Source organism: Micromonospora sp. NPDC049903, assembly GCF_044460945.1.
In the GTDB taxonomy this organism is placed as follows: domain Bacteria; phylum Actinomycetota; class Actinomycetes; order Mycobacteriales; family Micromonosporaceae; genus Micromonospora.
In genome coordinates this window covers 25,876-44,251 of sequence record NZ_JBITKL010000032.1, presented here as the reverse complement: position 1 = coordinate 44,251, position 18,376 = coordinate 25,876, and the positions used below count along the sequence as shown (strand labels likewise).

At 72.9% G+C, this 18,376-nt stretch carries 14 protein-coding genes and 2 tRNA genes; 8 read left to right on the top strand and 8 right to left on the bottom strand.

What is annotated here, in order from left to right; genetic code table 11:
* Positions 1-122: 122 nt before the first annotated feature.
* Positions 123-1,130, top strand: coding sequence for an Acg family FMN-binding oxidoreductase (locus tag ACIBO1_RS29165; protein ID WP_396752005.1), 1,008 nt, complete (start codon positions 123-125; stop codon positions 1,128-1,130).
* Positions 1,131-1,276: 146 nt separating this feature from the next.
* Positions 1,277-2,905 (top strand): GAF domain-containing protein, encoded by a 1,629-nt coding sequence (locus ACIBO1_RS29160; RefSeq protein ID WP_396752027.1) that lies wholly within the window; start codon positions 1,277-1,279, stop codon positions 2,903-2,905.
* 22 nt (positions 2,906-2,927) lie between these two features.
* Here ACIBO1_RS29160 and ACIBO1_RS29155 read toward each other — a convergent pair whose 3' ends face one another.
* Positions 2,928-3,566: a response regulator transcription factor gene (locus tag ACIBO1_RS29155; protein WP_117226524.1), complete on the bottom strand. Its 639-nt coding sequence runs from the start codon at positions 3,564-3,566 to the stop codon at positions 2,928-2,930.
* Between the two features lie 189 nt (positions 3,567-3,755).
* Between ACIBO1_RS29155 and ACIBO1_RS29150 the strand changes: the two genes are divergently transcribed.
* Positions 3,756-4,730, top strand: a complete 975-nt coding sequence (locus tag ACIBO1_RS29150; protein WP_396752003.1) for an Acg family FMN-binding oxidoreductase — start codon at positions 3,756-3,758, stop codon at positions 4,728-4,730.
* 34 nt (positions 4,731-4,764) lie between these two features.
* Here the strand turns inward: ACIBO1_RS29150 and ACIBO1_RS29145 are convergent, their stop codons facing one another.
* From ACIBO1_RS29145 to ACIBO1_RS29130, 4 genes are all read right to left on the bottom strand, one after another.
* The gene (locus tag ACIBO1_RS29145) at positions 4,765-5,790 is read right to left on the bottom strand and encodes an NAD-dependent epimerase/dehydratase family protein (protein ID WP_396752001.1); all 1,026 of its coding nucleotides are present in this window, start codon (positions 5,788-5,790) and stop codon (positions 4,765-4,767) included.
* A 251-nt stretch (positions 5,791-6,041) separates the two neighbouring features.
* The gene (locus ACIBO1_RS29140; protein ID WP_396751999.1) at positions 6,042-7,064 is read right to left on the bottom strand and encodes a LacI family DNA-binding transcriptional regulator; all 1,023 of its coding nucleotides are present in this window, start codon (positions 7,062-7,064) and stop codon (positions 6,042-6,044) included.
* Positions 7,065-7,188: 124 nt separating this feature from the next.
* Complete coding sequence (locus ACIBO1_RS29135) at positions 7,189-8,208, bottom strand: LacI family DNA-binding transcriptional regulator (protein WP_396751997.1); 1,020 nt, start codon at positions 8,206-8,208, stop codon at positions 7,189-7,191.
* 46 nt (positions 8,209-8,254) lie between these two features.
* Positions 8,255-9,550 carry an extracellular solute-binding protein gene (locus tag ACIBO1_RS29130; protein ID WP_396751994.1) on the bottom strand — a complete coding sequence of 432 codons (1,296 nt, stop codon included), beginning with the start codon at positions 9,548-9,550 and terminating at the stop codon, positions 8,255-8,257.
* Between the two features lie 255 nt (positions 9,551-9,805).
* Here ACIBO1_RS29130 and ACIBO1_RS29125 point away from each other — a divergent pair, with 255 nt between their 5' ends.
* Together ACIBO1_RS29125 and ACIBO1_RS29120 are read left to right on the top strand one after the other, a co-directional pair.
* Positions 9,806-11,428, top strand: coding sequence for a glycoside hydrolase family 43 protein (locus tag ACIBO1_RS29125; protein ID WP_396751992.1), 1,623 nt, complete (start codon positions 9,806-9,808; stop codon positions 11,426-11,428).
* A gap of 243 nt (positions 11,429-11,671) precedes the next feature.
* Positions 11,672-12,355, top strand: a complete 684-nt coding sequence (locus ACIBO1_RS29120) for a polysaccharide deacetylase family protein (RefSeq protein ID WP_396751990.1) — start codon at positions 11,672-11,674, stop codon at positions 12,353-12,355.
* Between the two features lie 69 nt (positions 12,356-12,424).
* Here ACIBO1_RS29120 and ACIBO1_RS29115 read toward each other — a convergent pair.
* A tRNA-Val gene (locus tag ACIBO1_RS29115) sits at positions 12,425-12,499 on the bottom strand.
* 39 nt (positions 12,500-12,538) lie between these two features.
* Positions 12,539-12,611: transfer RNA gene (locus ACIBO1_RS29110), tRNA-Gly, on the bottom strand.
* Between the two features lie 151 nt (positions 12,612-12,762).
* Between ACIBO1_RS29110 and ACIBO1_RS29105 the strand changes: the two genes are divergently transcribed.
* Positions 12,763-13,002, top strand: a complete 240-nt coding sequence (locus ACIBO1_RS29105) for a DUF6458 family protein (protein ID WP_396691481.1) — start codon at positions 12,763-12,765, stop codon at positions 13,000-13,002.
* A 101-nt stretch (positions 13,003-13,103) separates the two neighbouring features.
* On the opposite strand, the gene ACIBO1_RS29100 is transcribed toward ACIBO1_RS29105, so the two are convergent.
* Positions 13,104-14,384, bottom strand: coding sequence for a hypothetical protein (locus ACIBO1_RS29100; RefSeq protein WP_396751988.1), 1,281 nt, complete (start codon positions 14,382-14,384; stop codon positions 13,104-13,106).
* A 219-nt stretch (positions 14,385-14,603) separates the two neighbouring features.
* Here ACIBO1_RS29100 and ACIBO1_RS29095 point away from each other — a divergent pair, with 219 nt between their 5' ends.
* Together ACIBO1_RS29095 and ACIBO1_RS29090 are read left to right on the top strand one after the other, a co-directional pair.
* On the top strand, positions 14,604-15,212 hold the full coding sequence (locus ACIBO1_RS29095) for a response regulator transcription factor (RefSeq protein ID WP_350695515.1): 609 nt from the start codon (positions 14,604-14,606) through the stop codon (positions 15,210-15,212).
* Positions 15,213-15,349: 137 nt separating this feature from the next.
* Positions 15,350-18,364 carry a hypothetical protein gene (locus tag ACIBO1_RS29090; protein ID WP_396751986.1) on the top strand — a complete coding sequence of 1,005 codons (3,015 nt, stop codon included), beginning with the start codon at positions 15,350-15,352 and terminating at the stop codon, positions 18,362-18,364.
* Positions 18,365-18,376 lie beyond the last annotated feature (12 nt).

Sequence of the window (18,376 nt, the reverse complement as noted above, 5' to 3'; positions counted from 1 at the left end):
CCCTCGGTGCCGGGACGTTGGGACCGTGCGTGCCCCCGGCGGATGTCGCATGATGGGCCAGACCCGGCCCACGGCCGTACCGAGGTGCGGCACGATGAGCAGAGAGACGAAAGGTCGTGAGGATGAGCCACCAGACGCCGGCCACGCATCGCCCGCTGCCCACCGCGCTCGCGGAGGCCGCCACGATGGCCGGTCGGGCGCCCTCGGTGCACAACGCGCAGCCGTGGCGCTGGCGGGTCCTGCCCGACGCGCTGGAGTTGCGGATGGTCCACGACCCGCAGTTGGCGGCGACCGACCCGGAGGGTGAGCTGGTCCGGTTGAGTTGCGGGGCGGCGCTGCACCACGCCCGGCTGGCGCTGGCCGCCGAGGGCTGGACGGCGACGGTGCGGCGGGTGCCCGACCCGGCGGAGCCGGACCTGCTCGCCCGGCTGACCGACCTGCGTCCCAGCGGGGCCGACCCGGACGCGATGCGTGCCGTGCAGTGCATGCAGGTCCGGCACACCGACCGGCGACCGGTCAGTGACGAACCGGTCGGCGACGAACGACTGGACGCGGTCGGCGCCGCCGCCCATCGGGAGGGCACCCGGTTGGAGATCCTCGACCGGGACCAGGTGCTGGAGCTGGCCGCCGCCGCCTCGCGCGCCGCCACCGTGGAGGCGGACGACACCCGGCTGCGCGAGGAGTTGGACTACTGGACCAGCCGGGCCGCCGGGACCGGGTTGACCGCCGAGGTGCTGCCCGAGCAGGCGGCGCAGACCACGGTGCCGGGCCGGGACTTCGGCCGCCCGGGGACGTTGCCGGTGGGACCGGGGCACGACCGGGCCGCGTCGTACGGGGTGCTCTACGGCGACCAGGACGAGCCCGTGGACTGGCTGCGGGCCGGTGAGTCGCTCTCGGCCGCCTGGCTGACCGCCACCCGGCTGGGTGTCTCGGTGGTGCCGCTGAGCGGGGTGGTGGAGGTGCCGGCGACCCGGCAGGTCCTGCGCGGGGTGCTGGCCGGGCTCGGCCACCCGTACCTCGTCCTGCGGCTCGGGGTCGCGGACCCGGCGCACGCCGGTCCGCCGCACACGCCGCGACTGGACCGTGCGCAGGTGGTGGACCTGTCCGCCGTCGAGGGGGCGGCGGGGTGAGCCGAGGTCCGGCGGGCGTTCGACGTCCGTCGCCGGCCGGTTAGCATCGCCGGGTGACCGTCGGCGAACCTCACCCCCGGCACGAGCCGCCCTCTCTCGGCCTCAGTCCGCTCTCCCGCGTCCACCTGGACGAACTGCTCCAGGAGATGCTGGACCGCGTCGGGGAGGTGATGACCAGCCGGGAACGGCTGCGGGCCCTGCTCGACGCGGTGGTCGGCATCGGCACCGACCTGGACCTGCGCAGCACCCTGCAACGGATCGTGCAGTCCGCCTGCGACCTGGCCGGCGCCCGGTACGGCGCGCTCGGCGTGATCGGCACCGACCGGATGCTGCACGACTTCATCACCCACGGCATCTCCCCCGAGCTGCACGCCAGGATCGGTGACCTGCCGCATGGCCGGGGCGTGCTCGGCCTGCTGATCGACGACCCGAAGCCGCTGCGGATGCCGGACATCACCCAGCACCCGCGCTCCTACGGGTTCCCGCCGAACCACCCGCCGATGCACACCTTCCTCGGGGTGCCGGTCCGCATCCGCGACCAGGTCTTCGGCAACCTCTATCTGGCCGAGAAGCAGGGCGGCGCGCAGTTCACCGAGGACGACGAGGAGATCGTCGTGGCGCTCGCCGCGGCGGCCGGGGTGGCGATCGAGAACGCCCGGCTGTACGCGCTGGCGCACCGGCGGGAACGCTGGCTCGCCGCCACCGCCGAGATCACCTCGCTGCTGCTCGGCGAGGTACGCCGCACCGATGCGCTGACGCTGGTGGCGCGGCGGGCCCGCGAGGTCGCCGAGGCCGAACTGGCCCTGGTGCTGCTCTATGACGACGAGGCCGACCACTTCACGGTGGAGGTGGTCGACGGCGCCGGCGCTCAGGCCCGCGCGCTGGTCGGCACGGTGCTGCCGGCGGCGGACACCAGTTTCGCCGGGCCGATCGCGCAGCGCCGGCACGACTCGGTGGACGACCTCGCCCACGCCGCTCCCTGGCCGGCGGTGCTGCACACCGGGCCGGCGGTGATCTCGCCGCTGGCCACCGCCGACACCCTGCACGGCGTCCTGGTCATCGCGCACACGGCCGAGCACGGTGGCGCCACCGACGAGGACGTGGCGCTGCTCGGCAGCTTCGCCGGACAGGCCGCGCTGGCCATGGAACGCGCACGCGGCCAGGAGGAGCGCGAGCAGTTGGTGGTCCTGGAGGACCGCGAGCGGATCGCCCGGGACCTGCACGACGTGGTCATCCAGCGGTTGTTCGCCACCGGTCTGCACCTGCAGAGCGCGGTGCCGTTGGCCGCGCGGCCCGAACTCACCAAACGGCTCAACGCGGCGGTCGACGACCTGGACGCCACCATCTCCGACATCCGCCGCACCATCTTCGAGCTGCGCAGCCCGGTGAGCGCGGCGCTGCGCACCGAGATCCGTGAGGCGGTGGAGGTGGCTGCCGAGTCGTTGGGCTTCCGTCCCCGGCTGGAACTGACCGGTCCGGTCGACAGCGCCGTCCCGGACGCGGTCCGCCCCGACCTCACCGCCGTGCTCCGGGAGGCCCTGTCCAACGCGGTACGCCACGCCGAGGCGTCGGCCGTGACGGTGTCGGTACGGGTCGACGGTGGTCAGGTGACCGTGCTGGTCACCGACGACGGGGTGGGATGCGACCCGGCCGCCGCCCGGGGTGGGCTGGTGAACCTGCGCGAGCGCGCGGAACGCCACGACGGCACCTTCGAGGTACGCCCGGCCCGTCCGCGCGGCACCGAACTGCGCTGGTCGATCCCGCTGCGGGACTGACCGGCGCAGTCACGCGTACGCGTCAGCGGGGTTTGCCGAGCAGCCGGGTGGCCAGCACGGCGGCCTGGGTACGCCGTTCCAGGCCGAGCTTGGCCAGCACGCTGGAGACGTAGTTCTTGACCGTCTTCTCGGCCAGGAACATCTTGCCGGCGATCTCCCGGTTGGTCAGTCCCTCGGCGACGTACTCCAGGATCCGCCGTTCCTGCTCGGTGAGGGACTGCAACTCGCGCGGCTGCTCCACCCCGCTGCGGATGCGGTCCAGGACGCGGGTGGTGATCGCCGGGTCGAGCAGCGACTGTCCGGCCGCCACCCGGCGTACCGCGTCGACCAGGTCGGTGCCGCGGATCTGCTTGAGCACGTACCCGGAGGCTCCGGCCATGATCGCTGCGAACAGCGCCTCGTCGTCCTCGTACGAGGTGAGGATCAGGCCCTTGATCGAGGAGTCCACGGCCCGTACGTCCCGGCACACGTCGATGCCGTTGCCGTCGGGGAGCCGGGCGTCGAGGATCGCCACGTCGGGGCGGAGCGCCGGGATCCGGCGGGCGGCCTCCGGCGCGGAGCCGGACTCGCCGACCACCTCTATGTCGCCGCTGGCCTGGAGCAGGTCGGCAAGGCCACGACGGACGACCTCGTGGTCGTCGAGCAGGAACACCCGGATCATCCCTCGTTTCTACCCGTTCTCCCCCACCGCACGCACGGGCCGAAGGTCCCGTCCCGGGTGGTCGACGCCGGTGCGAAGGGGCCGGGCCGGGGCGGGGTGTCCCGGGGGTTCGGGACGTGTGGCCCTGCTGAGCGGGGGTCCCCGAGGCGCACCGTAGGGAGGTACCGGCGAGCGTGAGGGGGCAGGACCATGGAGACCGGCTACACCGTCGAGCAGCTTCGGGTCGCCGCGGCCGACGCGATTCGGGCGCCGTCCCTGCACAACGTCCAGCCCTGGCGGTTCCGGCTGCGCGACGGCGGGATCGAGGTGCTGCTCGACCCGGAGCGGCGGCTGCCCGCCACCGATCCGAGCGGTTGGGGTGCCCGGGTCGCCGGTGGCGCGGCACTGTTCAACCTGCGGCTGGCGCTGGCGGTGGCGGGTACCCCGGCCACCGTCCGGCTGCGGCCGTACCCGGCGGAACCGACCGTGCTGGCCCGGTTGGTGCCGGACCTGCCACGCCGACCGACTCCGGCCGAGCAGAACCTGCACGCGGCGATCCGCCGCCGGTTCAGCAACCGCGCCCCGTTCTGGCCGGACCCGGTACCCGCCGACACCCGTTGGCGCCTCGGCGAGGCGGCCCGCGCCGAGCACTGCTGGCTGGAACTGCTGATCGGGGTGAGCGCGGTCACCGCCTTCGCCGAGATCGCCCGTGGCGCGCACCGTGTCCTCGAACGCGACCCCGCCTACCGGGCCGAACGCGTCGCCTGGGCACGCGCCGAGCCCGCGCCCGACGGGGTACCGGCCGCAGCCGGCGGGCCGCAGGCCGAACCGCAGGATCTGCTGCCGTCGCGCGGCTTCGGTGGCGCCCAGCGCGCACCCGGCCGCGACTTCGAGCCGGAGCCGCTGGTGGCGGTGCTCGGTTCGGCCGGCAACACCGCCGTCGACCAGGTCGTCGCCGGACAGGCGTTGCAGCGGGTCCTGCTCGCCGCCACCGACTCCGGGCTGTCCGTGTCGATGCTGTCCCAGCCGATCGAGGTGCCCTCGGCCCGCGAACAGCTCCGGATGTCGTTGGGGAGGTTCGGCACCCCGCAGATGGTGATGCGGATCGGGTTCGGTCGACCTGGCCGGCCCACCCCACGTCGCCCGGTCGACGAGACGCTGGACCTGCCGGTGCGCCTCGGCTGACCGGGTGACGTCGCGGGGAGGGCCGGAACGGCGCTCAGTGGGCCGGCGGGACCGGGTGGCCGGTGGTCAGCTCGGCGAGCAGGGCGGACTCGCGGACCGGGTCGAGACCCACCGGCTCCCGGGCCGGTCGGCCCGCCCGGTCGGGCACCGTGCCGACCCGGCGCAGCCATTCCCAGGTGTCGGCGACGGTGTCGGAGACCGGTCGACCGGTGAACCCGGCGGCGAACGCCCGACTCACGTCGATCTGCTGCATCCACCGGTACGCGTGGCCGGGCGGCAGCCAGACCGGCAACTCGGTCCACGGTGACACGCCCGCGTCGCGCAGACGCTCCGGCGCGACCCACCGCAGCGACGCGTCGGCGCCGGTCGCCGCGACACAGGCGGCGAGCAGTTCCCCCATGGTGGTGTGCCCGGCACGGTCCACCACGTTGACGGCGCCGCCGAGGCCGGCGGCACCGGCGTCGAGCAGGAAGACGGCCAGGTCCCGCACGTCGACGTACTGCACCGGCAGGTCGGCGGGACCGGGCGCGAGCACGTCACCGCCCCGGGCGATGCGCGTCAGCCACCACGGCAACCGGCCGATGTCCTCGCCGGGGCCGAGGATCAGCCCGGCCCGGCCCAGCAGCACCCGGTCGCCGAAGACCTCCTGCACCGCCCGCTCGGCACCGCGTTTGAGGGTCGGGTAGTCGCCGTCGGCGGCGTCCGGGTCGGCGTCGAGCACGGCGTCGTCCTCGGTCACCCCGGCGGGCACCGGCGGCGCGTAGACCGCACCGGAGGAGACGTAGACGTAGTGCCCGACCCGTTCGGCGAGCGCCCGCGCCCCGGCCTGGGCGTCCCGGGGCGCGCCGTCCCAGGTGTCGACCACCACGTCCCACTCGCCGTCGGCCAGCGCGGCCAGCCCGTCCGAGGTGGTGCGGTCGCCGACCAGGTGGCGTACGCCGTCCGGAGGAGCCCCGTGCCGCCCCCGGTTGAACACCGTCACCGACCATTCACGACGGAGGCCCTCGGCGACCGTCGCCCGGCCGACGAACCCGCTGCCGCCCAGCATGAGCATTCTCATGTGGTCCACCCTGCCGTGGGTCGGGCGCGGTGGGGCAGCTCGTTCACCGTCAGCAGATCTGCCCTGGGCAGAAGCCGGTCCGGTGCCGTGCCCGGCGGACGCCTACGGCGTGCGCCGGGCACGGGCTTCGGCAGGGCGGTGCCGCGGGCACGGCGGGCACCCCTGGCCGGCTCCTTCATCGAAGGTTGGCACGCTAAATCGTCGTCGCGACCGAGACGCGCGTCAACAACTTCCGGAAAAGTATCGGTAGCTCATCCGGTGGGCCGGGTGGCGGCGCTGTCCCGGACGACCAGTTCGGTGGCCAACTCGATCCGGGGACTCTCCACCCTCTCCCCCTTGGCCAACCGCAGCACCGTACGCGCCGCCAACATCCCCATCTCGGCCAACGGCTGACGCACCGTGGTCATCGGCGGCGAGGACCAGCGGACCTCCGGCAGATCGTCGAAGCCCACCACGCTGACGTCGTCGGGCACCCGCAACCCCCGCTGCCGGACCGCCTCGTACACCCCCAACGCCATCTGGTCACTGGACGCGAAGATCGCCGTCGGCGGATCGGCCAGCCCCAGCAGGCGGGTGCCGCCCACGAACCCCGACTCGTGATAGAAGTCGCCCGGGCAGACCAGCGCGTCGTCGAAGCCCAGCCCGGCGGCCTCCAACGCCGCGCGGTAGCCGTCCATCCGGGCCCGGCTGCACATCAACTGCGGCGGCCCGGCGATGAACCCGATCCGCCGGTGACCCAGCCCGATCAGGTACTCGGTGGCCCGCAGGCCGCCGGCCCAGTTGGTGGCACCGACCGTCGGCGCGTCCTGCGGCGGCAGGCCGTCGGCGTCCACGATCACCACCGGGACGTCCATCCGCCGTAACTCGGCCCGCATCGGCGCCTCGACCATGGACGTCACGAAGATGACCCCCTCGGTGCCCCGGCCGCGCAGGCTGGTCAGCCACTGCTCGGCGGGAGCGGTCTGCCGGTGGATGGCGGAGACCACCGTGCCCACCCCGGCGGCGTGCGCGACGTCCTCCACACCCCGGATGATCTCCACCGCCCACGGGCTGTCCAGGTCGTTGAAGACCAGGTCCACCAACCCCGAACTCGCCCGCATACTCGGCGGACGCCGCTGGTACCCGTGCCGGGTCAGCAACTCCTCCACCCGCTGACGCGTCTGGGGGGCCACGTCCGAACGCCCGTTGATCACCCGCGACACGGTCGGCACGGACACGCCGGCCAGATCGGCGATCGCCGAAATCGTGACCCTGCGGGTCTCTCTGGCAACCACAGCTCCACCCACCCAACCCGGTACGGCGACCCACCCGGCGAGGCAGCCGACAACTCCTACCCTAGTGCCGGAATTTTCACGCGCATACCGGGAGGTGGGGCAGATCCTTCGGGCCGTCGGGTGGTCAGCTCCTCGGCGCCGCCGCGCTGTCCCGGACGACCAGTTCGGTGGCCAACTCGATCCGGGGGCTCTCCACCCTCTCCCCCTTGGCCAGCCGCAGCACCGTACGCGCCGCCAACATCCCCATCTCGGCCAACGGCTGACGCACCGTGGTCAACGGGGGCGAGGACCAGCGGACCTCCGGCAGATCGTCGAAGCCCACCACGCTGACGTCGTCGGGCACCCGCAACCCCCGCTGCCGGACCGCCTCGTACACCCCCAACGCCATCTGGTCACTGGACGCGAAGATCGCCGTCGGCGGATCGGCCAGCCCGAGCAACCGCACCCCGCCGGAGAACCCCGCCTCGTGATAGAAGTTGCCGACCTGGATCAACCGGTCGTCCACCGGGATACCGGCCGTCTCCAGCGCCGCGCGGTAGCCGTCCATCCGGGCCCGGCTGCACATCAACTGGGGCAGTCCGGCGATGAACCCGATCCGCCGGTGACCCAGCCCGATCAGGTACTCGGTGGCCCGCAGGCTGCCGGCCCAGTTGGTGGCACCGATCGTCGGCGCGTCCTGGGCGGGGACACCGGCCGGGTCGACGATCACCACCGGGATGTTGAGGCGGCGCAGCTCGGCCTGCTGCGGTCCCTCCAACGTGGAGGTGACGAAGATGACGCCCTCGGTGGAGCGGGTCCGGATGTTGTCCAGCCACTGCTTGGCCGAGGAGGTGCGGCGGTGGATGGCGGAGACCACCGTGCCCACCCCGGCCGCGTGCGCGACGTCCTCCACACCCCGGATGATCTCCACCGCCCACGGGCTGTCCAGGTCGTTGAAGACCAGGTCCACCAACCCCGAACTCGCCCGCATACTCGGCGGACGCCGCCGGTATCCGTGCCGGGTGAGTAACTCCTCCACCCGCTGACGCGTCTGGGGGGCTACGTCCGAACGCCCGTTGATGACCCGTGAGACGGTCGGCACCGACACGCCGGCCAGGCGGGCGATCGCCGCGATGGTCACTGTGCGGTTGTCGTTGGCAGCCACGCGGCGCCTCCATCTCCTCGCTCGATGGACGCCGCCGACGGAGGCGTCACTGCTGGCTCTTCGCCACCGCGGTGATGTCCTTGAGGATCTGATCCGGCCGCTTACGGCCGATCATCAGCTCGGCGACGCTGTCGTTGACCTGCTGACCGACCGCCGGCGGGTACGCCTGGTCGAGGTAGAGCTGGAACCCGGTCGCGACGGCCAGGTGCGCCGCCACCACCTGGTTGTTCGGGTCCTTGATCCGGCCGACGGCGGCCAGGTTGGTGGGGAGCACGGCTCCGGTCTCGGCGGCCCGGCGCTGGTTCTCCGACCGCAGCAGCAGGCGCAGGAAGTCCACCGTCGCGGGCGGCGCGTCGCGGCCGACCGCGAAGCCGTTGCCGCCGCCGAAAGCGTCGGTGGCGGCACCCTTGCCGCCCTCCACCGTCGGGAAGGTGAAGAAGCCGAGCTGGTTGCCGATGCCGAGCTTGCTGTTCGACGACGACGCCTGGATCGAGGGCGCCCACTGGCCCATCAGCTCCATGGCGGCCTCGCCGTTGCCCATCGCCGCGCCCTGCCCGTCCGCCGTGCCGTACTCCGCGGAGCGCCAGTTCCGCTGGAACGGCTTGAGATCGACCAGCTCCTGTAGGCGCTCACCGGCGGCCACGAACTCCGGGGTGTCGAAGTTGCCGGTCTCGCCCGCGCGGCGCAGGGCGTCCACACCGCCGACGCGCATCGCGAGGTACGCCCAGTAGAAGTGCCCCGGCCACTTGTCCTTGCCGGCGAGCGCGATGGGGGTGATGCCGCGCGCCTTGAGCTTGCCGACCGCCTCCAGCAGCCCGGCCCAGGTGGTCGGCGGCGAGGTGATGCCGGCGTCGGAGAAGTGGTCCCGGTTGTACCAGAAGCCGGTCATGCCGACGTCGAACGGGATGCCGTAGATCCGTCCGTCGATCGTGTAGGGCTGCAACGCTGCCGGCAGCAACTGCCCGATCCACGGCTCCACGTCAGCGGTGATGTCCTTGACCAGGCCCGCTTCCACCTGCTGCTGCAACAGGCCGCCGCCCCACGACTGGAACAGGTCCGGCGGGGTGCCCTTCTTGGTGATCTCGGCCAGCTCGCCCTTGAAGATCTCGTTCTCCAACGGCTCGATCTCGAACGTCACGTTCGGGTGCCGGCCCGAGTACACCCGCGCCAGGTCGGCCCAGACCGGCAGCATCGGCTCGGTGTTCTGGATGTGCCACCAGTTGATCGTCTGTGGGGCGCCGGTGGTGTCGGAATCGTCGCCTCCGCATCCTCCGAGCAGGAAGGCGCTGGCGCCGAGACCGGCCAGGCCGAGCAGTGACCTGCGGGAGACGGGCGCTGTCATCTGTATCCCTTCGACAACCGGTGACGTACGCATAGAGGCACCGCGATCGGCGACAGGCCGCGAATGGCAGTTCGAAAGTTTCAACCCGTTGCCGGTATTTTCGACGTGATGGCCGGCACGTTACGACGCGTCGACGTACGCGGTCAAGAGGGCTGTCGCAAGCAGACACTACCCGCTACGGTGATCCGAATCTTGGGGGGTTCCCGCAGCCCACTACCGGAAATCCACCGGGATCGAAGCCTGAAGGAGTAGCGCATGTCGGCCGAGCCCGCGGACGTGGCCACCACCCGGTCGATCCGAAACCCGGTCCTCGCCGGTTTCCACCCCGATCCGTCCATCCTGCGCGTCGGCGACGACTACTACCTGGCCACCTCGACCTTCGAGTGGTATCCGGGCGTGCGCGTGCACCATTCCACGGACCTGGTGCACTGGCGTGACCTGGGCGGGATCGTCACCGACCGTCGCCTGCTCGACCTGCGTGGCTGCGACGACGCCGCCGGGATCTGGGCCCCCGACCTGACCTACCACGATGGGCTGTTCCACCTGGTCTACAGCGACGTGGCCAGCTTCGCGGGCGGCTACTGGGACGTGCAGAACTTCCTCACCACGGCGCCGAGCATCACCGGCCCGTGGTCGGCGCCGGTCCGGCTGCACGCGCACGGCTTCGACGCCGCCCTGTTCCACGACGACGACGGCACCACCTGGGTGCTCGCGCTCAGCGCCGAGTGGCGGCCGGGCCGAGACCGCTTCGGCGGCATCGAGATCCAGCAGTACGACCCGGTCGCCGAGCGCATGGTCGGCGAGCCACGGATCATCTTCACCGGCACCGACGTCGGCCTGACCGAGGGACCGCACCTGTACCGCCGCGACGGCTGGTACTGGCTGGTCGCCGCCGAAGGCGGCACGAGCTGGGAGCACCAGGTCACGGTGGCCCGCTCGCGCGAGCTGTTCGGGCCGTACGAGGTCGACCCGGCCGGACCGCTGCTCACCTCCGTCGGTCGGCCCGACCTCAGGTTGCAGAAGGCCGGACACGGCAGCCTGGTGCAGACCCCGCACGGCGACTGGTACCTGGCGCACCTGGTCGGCCGCCCGTACACCCCGCTCGGGAAGTGCGTGCTGGGTCGGGAGACCGCCCTGCAGAAGGTGGACTGGCCGTCCGGCGGGTGGCCCCGCATCGACGGCGGGATCCCGGCCGACGAGGTCCCGGCCCCGGACCTGCCGGCCCAGCCGTGGCCGGCGGAACCGGCCGTCGACCACTTCGACGCACCCGAACTGGCGGTGTGCTGGTCGACTCTGCGCCGACCGGCCGACGACGACTGGATCGACCTGCGCTCCCGCCCCTCGCACCTGCGGGTGCACGGTGGACAGTCGCCGACCGGCAAGCAGACCCCGAGCCTGGTCGCCCGCCGGGTCGGCGCGACGCACTGTTCGCTGGAGACGGTCGTCGAGTTCGACCCGCGCGACCACCGGCACCTGGCCGGCGTGACCGGGTACTACAACACCCGCAACTGGCACCACCTCTATCTGACCCGCGCCGACGACGGGCGCGTCGTGCTGGAGGTGCTCAGCTGCGACCGGGGCCGGCGCACCGCGTACCCGCAGCTCACCGTCGACACCGGTGGCGCCCGCCGGGTCGGCCTGCGGGTGACCTTCGACGGCCCGGTGTTGCGCTTCGCGTACGACCTGGGTGACGGCTGGCAGCAGGTGCCGGTCGAACTGGACGCCACCATCCTCTCCGACGAGCACGCCACGGAGATGGTCGACGGGGAGTTCACCGCCTGGGGTTTCACCGGTTCGCTGCTCGGGCTCTGGGTGCAGGACATCGGCGGCGACGGCCGGTACGCCGATTTCGACCACGCCACCTACCTCGAACACTGACCACAGGCGCGTCCGGAAAGTTTTCGATATCGCTTTCCAGCTCCCTGAGCAGGCAATATGCCGAGAGTCGGACGTATCGACCGTTGACGCCCCGGCATCGACGGCCGTAACGTTTCGACCAAGTTACCGGACGCTCCCGGAACGACCGCATCGCCACCGCAGCATCGTCGCCGTGCCAGGTGGGGCGGGTCCGCGCCCCACGCGACCCACTCGCCGCACCACCCCGTCGGAAGGCCACCGGTGATGCCACCGCCCACCCAGTCTCGCCACGCCCCCTACCCCGCCGTCACGTTCCGGCCGGGCATCGGGCCCCCGCCGGCACGCCCGGTCGAGGTGATCGACACCGGGCAGGTCCTCTGCCTCACCTTCGACGACGGGCCCCACCCGGTGCACACCCCGCGCCTGCTCGACGTGCTGGCCGACCACGGCGTCCGGGCGATCTTCTTCCTCCGGGGCGATCAGGTCGTCAGGTACCCGGAGGTGGTCCGCCGGATCACCGCCGAGGGCCACGTGCTCGGCAACCACGGGATGCGGCACGACGACATGAGCGACTGGGCCGCCGGACGCATCGCCTCGGACCTGCTGGAGACCAACGCGGTGATCCGGCAGGCCGTCCCGTACGCCCGGGTCGGCTACTTCCGCGCCCCGTACGGCGCCTGGGGCCAGACCCCCACCGTCGCCGCCGCGCTCGGCATGCGGCCGATGGGCTGGCGGCTCGCCGTCACCGACTGGGAGCCGCCCGGCACCGACGAACTGCTGCGACGTCTCACCGACGGCGCCGCACCCGGCGCGGTGGTGCTGCTGCACGACGGCGGCGGAGACCGGAGCCAGACCGTCGACGCGGTCGACCGTTTCGTGCCGTCGGCACGTGCCGCTGGGTGGAGTTTCGCGCTGCCGCCGACGGCCACTCGCCCGTCGGGCCGATAGCCGTCAACCGGGCGGGGCATCCTGGACAACACCGACGGCCTCGCGTCCCGGCCGGGTCAGGCAACTGTGTGGTGGGCGATACTGGGTTTGAACCAGTGACCTCTTCCGTGTCAAGGAAGCGCGCTCCCACTGCGCCAATCGCCCGTGGAGACCGCCGACACCCGAGGGTGCGGGCAGGCTGCGAGCGGACGACGGGATTCGAACCCGCGACCCTCACCTTGGCAAGGTGATGCGCTACCAGCTGCGCTACGTCCGCGTGCCCCGTGAAGTGCCGGGGACGCGCCAACTCTACCCGATGACAAGATCGCTCGACCGGCCACCCCGCTTCCCCGCGTGATTGTGCCGGTCACCGTCGGGGTACAGACCCTCACGACAGCACACCGCGCCCCTGGAAGAAGGAGGCTGTCATGGGTATCGGAACCAGTGTTTTCCTGCTCGCGCTCGGCGCGATCCTCGCCTTCGCGGTCAACGCCAGCATCGGTGGTCTCGACCTGGACGTCGTCGGCTGGATCCTGATGGCCGCCGGCGTACTCGGGCTGATCATGACGACCCTGGTCTGGGGCCGCCGCCGTCAGGTGGTCACCACCGAGCAGCCGGCGGAGTACCGCCGGGTCGAGGAGCGCCGGGACGTCGCGCCGCCGCTGTGAGCGGCGTACGACGGGCGGGTCGGCGGCCGAGGGAGCTGATCGGTCGCCGAGGCAACGACGATGGCGGCCACCGTGACCGGTGGCCGCCATCGTCGTTCGTGCTAGCTCGGCCTGGTCCGGTTCAGGATGCCGTTCAGGTAGAGCCCCTCCTGGCAGGTCCGGGGCGTGGCGGCGCCGACCGGGGTGCCGGGTTGCCGGCACTCGATGGTGAGGGTCACCTGCGCTCCGGCCGGTACCCGGATCGGGGTGACCGAGTGGTAGTCCTGGTTACGGAAGTTCTCCAGGCCGTAGGTGACCACCCGCACGTCGTTGGCGGTGATGGTCAACGTGCCGGTGTCCCCCTGCGGGTTGTCGACCAGGAAGTCCGTGAGCAGGAGGACCCGGTTGCGGGGCACCGTGTAGCTGCGGGACGCCGTGCTGCCGGGGTTGGTCCGCAGCGTCAGCGCGGTGGCGAACTGTCCACCACCGGTGGCGGCCGCCGGGGTCGGCGACGGGCTCGCCGGCGGGGCGGCGGGGGTCTCGGCCCGTTCCTGCGCCACGGCCTCCCGGGCCGCCTGGCCGGCGGCCTCGTTCGCGGACGCCTCCATCTGGGTCGCGGCCTGCGCCACCCGCTCGTCGGCGGCCTCCTGGGCGGCCGACTGCACCGCCGGGCGCAGCAGGCCGAACCAAAGCGCCAGCAGGAGCAGCAGCAACGCCAAGAGCAGCGCCAACAGTTTGAGCAGCCACCCGGAGAGGACGGGCTGCTGCACCAGAGTGCCGTCCAGGGTGATCGCGCGGCCGTCCCGGTCGGTCAGCAGGGCCCGGAACGGCAGGTGACGCGGCGTGCCGCGCCAGAGCAGCCGCCGTGTCCGTACGCGGAGCCCGGCCTGGTACTGCTCACCCGCGGCCAGGATCATCGCCGGCGGGCGGGCCGTGAAGCGCAGTTGCTCCGCCCCGTCGGTCGCGGTGACCGTCAACTCCTCGCCGATGTTGCCGCCGTTGACGACGGCGAGTCGGTAGCGGGCAGTGAGCCGGGCCCGCCGCACCTGCGGCCGGAGTTCGGCGCCCACCTCGGAGAACGGCGCGATGGTCAGCACGCCTTCCTCGACCGTCGCGGTCTCCGGCGCCTCCGACGGGACCACCCGCACGCCGTACGGCAGATCCCCGGCGCGGACCTCGGAGGACCGGGGCGGACGGACGGTGAGCACGACGGTCTGGCTGGCGCCGGGATAGAGGGACACCCGGGGCGGATCGAACGTCACCCACGCGTCGGGCACGCCGACGATGGTGAGGTCGTACGCTTCGACGACGTCGCCCGAGTTGCGGATCGTCACCGGTATGTCGACGCTTTCTCCCGGCACGACCACCGTCGGGGTGTCCACCAGACCCAACGAGACGCTCATGTCCGCCCACGCTAGGCGGGTGAGGACGCCTGCCGGCCGTCCGGCGGGGAACCGGCACGGGCAGAACCGTTGCCCGTTAGGTCCACGTTAGGTGCACGCGAAGTCACGCCGGTCATGCTCTGCGTACCGGCGCGGCACCCGCCGTGCCGCGCCGTCCGGGCCGGACGAACGGGTCCGGGCGTCGAGGTGTGGGGGAGGCTGAAGATGCAGCGTGTCACGGTGAGCGTTCACGCGGAGGACCCGATCTCGCGGTCGGGGGTGGAGAGCCAACTGCGTGCCCGACCGGACCTGTGGGTGATCGAGCCGGGCCGGGAGACGCCGGAGAGCGTCTCGCTGGTGGTCGTCGACGTCCTCGACGAGTCGGCCATCCGGCTGCTGCGCCGCCTGCACCGGACCGGCCCGGCCAAACTGGTGCTGGTGCCGGCCCGGATCGACGACGCCGGGTTGTCCCAGGCGGTGGAGCACGGCGTGGTGGGGCTGGTCCGCCGCACCGAGGCGAGCGCGGAACGGCTCAGTCACATCGTGCTGGCCGTAGCCCGTGGTGAGGGCGCGCTCCCGGCGGACCTGCTGGGTCGGCTGATGGCCCAGATGGGTCGGTTGCAGCGGCAGGTCCTCGAACCACGCGGCCTCACCCTGCTCGGGCTGAGCACCCGGGAGGTGGACGTGCTGCGGCTGGTCGCGGACGGGCTCGACACCCGGGAGATCGCCAGCAAGCTGTCGTACTCGGAGCGGACCGTGAAGAACGTCCTGCACGACGTCACCAGCCGGCTGCAACTGCGCAACCGGGCGCACGCCGTGGCGTACGCGCTGCGCAACGGCCTGATCTGAGGCGTGTTTGCCTGAACGGGCGGAGCCGGATGCCCCCTCGGGTGCCCGGCAGGCCGAGGCGGCCGGACGCCGGAGCACCGGAGGATGACGGTGGCCATCCCGTACGACGTACGCCTCGCGAGGTCCACGTGCGACGCATGATCGGATTCCCTGTCGTCCTGGCCGTGCTGCTCGTCGCCGCGCCGCCACCCACCACAGGGGTCGCCGTCGCCGCGCCCGCACCGGCCCCGACCGCGCCACCCGCACCGGCGCCGAACGACGATCTGAGCCAGCGGATCGCGTACGCCGGCACCGGACACCGCAGCCTCGGTGTCGTCACGGGCGACGGCTCGGCGGCGACGGCGGCGCCGTTCTTCGGCACCGGCCCGGGCCACTTCGACGACGAGGTGTCGGCCCGGGGGTCGGCGGTGACCTGGGTGGGCCGACGCGACGCGCGGACCACCGAGGTCTACCTGCGGCGGGGCACGGGCCCGGTGCTGCGGGTCACCCGGAACTCGACCGACGAGTCCCGGCCGGTGCTCTCCCCCGACGGCACCCGGATCGCGTACAGCTCGGCCGACGGTCGGGCCGACGGCGCGCACGACGTGTTCGTGGTCGATGTCGCGACCGGCGACAGCCGACGGGTGACCGACGGCACCGGCGACAACAGGTGGCCGACCTGGTCGCCGGAGGGCACGACGCTGGCCTTCGCCGGCCTGCGTGGCGACGCCACGCTCCCCCAGGTCTATCGGATCTCCGCCGACGGCGGCCCGGTCGCCCAGGTCACCACCGAGCCGACCGGGGCCGCCGAGCCGGCCTGGGACCCGAACCCGGCGCACGGACGCCTCGCCTACACGGTCGGGCCGGCCGAACCGGCCCCCGAGGTGTGGTTGATCGCCCCGGACGGCACCGCACGGACCCAGATGCTGCCCGGCGGCTGGCAGGCCCGCCAACCGGCGTGGACGGCCGACGGGGCGACGGTGGCGTTCGTCAGCCGGACGCTGCCCGACGGCGGCACGACCGGAGATGTGGACCGGCTCTACTCGGTGCTGGTGCAGGAGGACGTGTGCCAGTGCGTGGTGGTGCAACGACTCAACGAGAACCGCGACGTCAGCTATCCCACCTGGTATTCCGCGCCCGGCAGCGACACCGAGTCGCTGCTGGTCGGCCGGACCAGCGCCCTCGACCGGACGACCGCCACCCTCCAGGACATCCGGCCCGACGGAGTGGACCCGCGGGACCTGGGCGTATCGGTGCTCCGGGAGGACCCGGGGGCGCTCGACGACTCCATGCTGCTCTGGGAGCCGGTGGACGGTGATCCGTGGTTCGAGCGGCAGGCGTACTCGCCGGACGGACGGCAGATCGCGGTCACCCGGTTCGAGACGGTCGACGGCGTACGGACCGAACGGCTGTGGATCGTGGACGCCGACGGCGGTCGACCCCGCCTGCTGCCGATCGCCGGGCGGGGCAGCGGCGACCGGGAGACAGACCCGGCGTGGTCGCCGGACGGCACCCGGCTGGCCCTGGTCCGCAACTCACCGGGCGAGGGTCCGGGGGGACGTACCCCGTCCCGGATCGAGGTGGTCGACGCCGTCGACGGGGACCTCCTGCTGGACCTGCCGGTCCCGGCCCCGCTGGCCGGACTCGACGACACCCAGCCGGCCTGGTCGCCTGACGGCACCCGGCTCGCCTTCACCCGGGGCACCTACCGGGGTGAGGTGTCGACCCACATCTGGACCGCCGACGCCGGCAACGGCCTGGACCAGACCGACCTGACCGAGACGATCTGCGGCGTCGGCTGCCCGGTCGTCGACGACAGCGCCGCCTTCTCGCCGGACGGCACCCGGCTGGCCTTCAACCGGGAGGCCGACGGCGTGGTCCTTCTCGACCTCGACGACGGCGACTGCCGCCTGCTGCTGCCCGCCGGTGGCGGATCGTGCGCCCTGCCGGTGCCCGACCGCGAGGACGCCCCGCACCAGCCCCGCGACGTGGCCTGGTCGCCGGACGGCCAGCGGCTCGCCTTCTCGGCCCGCCGCGCCGAGGGCAACAACTCGCCCGAGGCACTGTGGAGCTACGACCTCGCCGCCGGCACCGTCGGCCCGCTCACCGGGCACCTGCCCGGACGGCAGAAGGAGCCGAGTTGGCAGCGCCGCGTGGACGTCGCCACCAGCGTGTCGGCACCCGCGCCCACCACCACGGTCGGCGGGCGGACCTCGCTGCGGTTCGCCGTCACCGACCAGGGGCCGACCGCCGCCGACGACGTCCAGGGCACCCTGCGCGTACCGGCCGGGCTGTCGGTGACCGGCCTCGACACGTCGGCCGGTGAATGCGTGCTCGCCACCCTGCGCTGCGCATTGGGCCGCGTCGAGGTGGGACGTACCGTCGAGGTCCGGGTCGACCTGGTGGGGGACGCTGCCGGCAGCTTCGAGGTGGGCTGGTCGGTCGAGACCACCCCGACCGACGCGGACCCGTCGGACAACGCCACGGTGACCACCGTCCGGGTCGTACCCGCACCGCCGGACAGCCCGGCCGACCCGACGATCACCGTCTCGGTCGACCCGCAGCCGGGCTACGTCGGCGGCGTCGTCACCGTCCAGTACACGGTGCGCAACGCGGGCGGGACCACCGCGACCGGCCTGCGGGTCCGCGCCGGCCTGCCCGACGGGGTACCGGCCGGCGGGCTCCTGCCCGACTGCCGCGACGACGGCTGCCCGGTGCCGGACCTCGCCCCCGGCGCCGCTGCCACGGTGGGCGGCACGCTCGCCCCCGGCGCGGCCCTCGACACGACCGTCCGGGGCACCGTCTCCACCACCGGCGGCAACGCCGACCCAGACAACGACACCGCCACCGCGCGGCTGCGGGTGCTCCAGCCGCGTATCGAGGCGGTGCCGGGGATCGGACCGCCCGGCTTCGTCGCCACGATCCGGGGCTTCGACTTCCCACCCCGCCAACCGGTGCGCCTGGCCTGGGACGTCGGCATCACCGCGACCGCCGCACCGGTACGTCCGGCCGCCGACGGCACCTTCACCGGCCAGGTGCTGGTGCTGCCGAAGGACCGGCTGGGCGAACGCCGGGCGGTGGCCACCGGCGTCGGGTTCCGCCCGGTGAACACCCCGTTCCTGGTGGTGCTGCCGGCCCAGCAACCGCCCGGACTGCTGCGCCGCAGTTGGTGACGACGATGGGAG

What these genes read in the sequence shown, in the direction of transcription:
- ACIBO1_RS29125 (WP_396751992.1), top strand. Translation starts at nt 9,806, where the DNA reads ATGTCGGCCGAGCCCGCGGACGTGGCCACCACCCGGTCGATCCGAAAC.
- ACIBO1_RS29100 (WP_396751988.1), bottom strand. Translation starts at nt 14,384, where the DNA reads ATGAGCGTCTCGTTGGGTCTGGTGGACACCCCGACGGTGGTCGTGCCG.
- ACIBO1_RS29150 (WP_396752003.1), top strand. Translation starts at nt 3,756, where the DNA reads ATGGAGACCGGCTACACCGTCGAGCAGCTTCGGGTCGCCGCGGCCGAC.
- ACIBO1_RS29090 (WP_396751986.1), top strand. Translation starts at nt 15,350, where the DNA reads ATGATCGGATTCCCTGTCGTCCTGGCCGTGCTGCTCGTCGCCGCGCCG.
- ACIBO1_RS29105 (WP_396691481.1), top strand. Translation starts at nt 12,763, where the DNA reads ATGGGTATCGGAACCAGTGTTTTCCTGCTCGCGCTCGGCGCGATCCTC.
- ACIBO1_RS29155 (WP_117226524.1), bottom strand. Translation starts at nt 3,566, where the DNA reads ATGATCCGGGTGTTCCTGCTCGACGACCACGAGGTCGTCCGTCGTGGC.
- ACIBO1_RS29160 (WP_396752027.1), top strand. Translation starts at nt 1,277, where the DNA reads ATGCTGGACCGCGTCGGGGAGGTGATGACCAGCCGGGAACGGCTGCGG.
- ACIBO1_RS29130 (WP_396751994.1), bottom strand. Translation starts at nt 9,550, where the DNA reads ATGACAGCGCCCGTCTCCCGCAGGTCACTGCTCGGCCTGGCCGGTCTC.
- ACIBO1_RS29165 (WP_396752005.1), top strand. Translation starts at nt 123, where the DNA reads ATGAGCCACCAGACGCCGGCCACGCATCGCCCGCTGCCCACCGCGCTC.
- ACIBO1_RS29145 (WP_396752001.1), bottom strand. Translation starts at nt 5,790, where the DNA reads ATGAGAATGCTCATGCTGGGCGGCAGCGGGTTCGTCGGCCGGGCGACG.
- ACIBO1_RS29120 (WP_396751990.1), top strand. Translation starts at nt 11,672, where the DNA reads ATGCCACCGCCCACCCAGTCTCGCCACGCCCCCTACCCCGCCGTCACG.